Source organism: Mesotoga sp. B105.6.4 (assembly GCF_002896535.1).
Classification (GTDB): Bacteria; Thermotogota; Thermotogae; order Petrotogales; family Kosmotogaceae; genus Mesotoga.
The window spans coordinates 1-1,090 of record NZ_JWIM01000152.1 but is presented as its reverse complement, the minus strand read 5'-3'; the positions used below and the strand labels follow the sequence as shown (position 1 = coordinate 1,090).

2 protein-coding genes and 1 pseudogene are annotated in these 1,090 nt (G+C 40.4%); all 3 read left to right on the top strand.

Annotation, left to right across the window (positions count from 1 at the left end; translation table 11 throughout):
• Positions 1-381, top strand: a pseudogene (locus RJ60_RS15310) (GNAT family N-acetyltransferase); the annotation flags it as partial.
• On the top strand, positions 378-776 hold the full coding sequence (locus RJ60_RS15305) for a VOC family protein (RefSeq protein WP_103135300.1): 399 nt from the start codon (positions 378-380) through the stop codon (positions 774-776). The pseudogene RJ60_RS15310 and the gene RJ60_RS15305, both read left to right, overlap by 4 nt.
• 1 nt (position 777) lies before the next feature.
• Positions 778-999, top strand: coding sequence for an acyl carrier protein (locus RJ60_RS15300; protein ID WP_103135299.1), 222 nt, complete (start codon positions 778-780; stop codon positions 997-999).
• The last annotated feature ends 91 nt before the right edge of the window (positions 1,000-1,090 follow it).

The following is a 1,090-nucleotide window of genomic DNA, read 5'->3' as shown; positions in this document are numbered from 1 at the left end:
AGAAGAATGATTGAAAGCGATGATTATTTAGTCTTAATGTCTTCCATGGAAGACAGATTCGGAGACAATGGCAAGATTGCGCTTATGATAGTTGAGAGAAATGGTCGCCGGGCAAGAATAGACTCCTTTCTTATGAGTTGCAGAGTAATGGGAAGATATGTGGAAAACCAATTCGTAGATTATGTCGAAAATATGCTTGCAAATATGGGAGTGGAAGAAATCGAAGCAGAGTATATAACGACAAAAAAGAGTGCTCCGGTAAAGAATTTTTGGGATTCTCTTGGCTACAAACGAGTCAAGGAGGAGGATGGCAAGGTGCAATATTGTCTAAGAATTTCTGAAAAACCTGAAAGGGTTTTTTATTCGGAGCTTAAGACGTGAAATTAAGAATTCATCATATAGGTTATGCAGTTTCTTCAATCGAGAAGAGCATTCAGAAATTCGAAGTATTAGGATACAAAGCTATCGGTGAAGTGGTTGACGATGTTTCCAGAAAAGTCAGAATAGTCTTTCTAGAAAACTCGGGGGTTCATGTAGAGCTTATTGAACCGACGAGTAACGATTCACCGGTGAAATCACTAATAGAGAAGAACGGACCAGGAACATATCACATTTGTTATGAAACAAAAGGATTAGAAGAAACAGCAAATAAACTAAGTAAGCAGGGTTTTAAACCAATTACATCTATATCAGCCGCGCCGGCAATAGACGATCGAAGAGTGTTGTTCATGTATTCGAGAGAATGCGGTTTAATTGAGCTTTTGGAGGTAGGTTAACTTGAAGAAAAGCGAAGTTCTCAGGACAATCGCTGATGTATTGAAGGTAGAGATTGACGAGAATACCATGAAAGCGGAAGTGCCTTCTTGGGATTCCCTAAGACACATTCAGTTGATTATGGAAGTGGAGGAAGCATTTGGCGTTGAGATTCCAATCGAAAGGGTTCCGGATATTGATTCGGTTTCGGTTCTTCTAGGACTTGTCGGGGCGGAAGAAGGCTAAGGATATGGGAGTAGCTTTTGTTGAAGGAGTTACTATTGACGGAATCTCGGCTTCTGTTCCAAGAACCGAAATTGATAACCTCAGTTTCGGG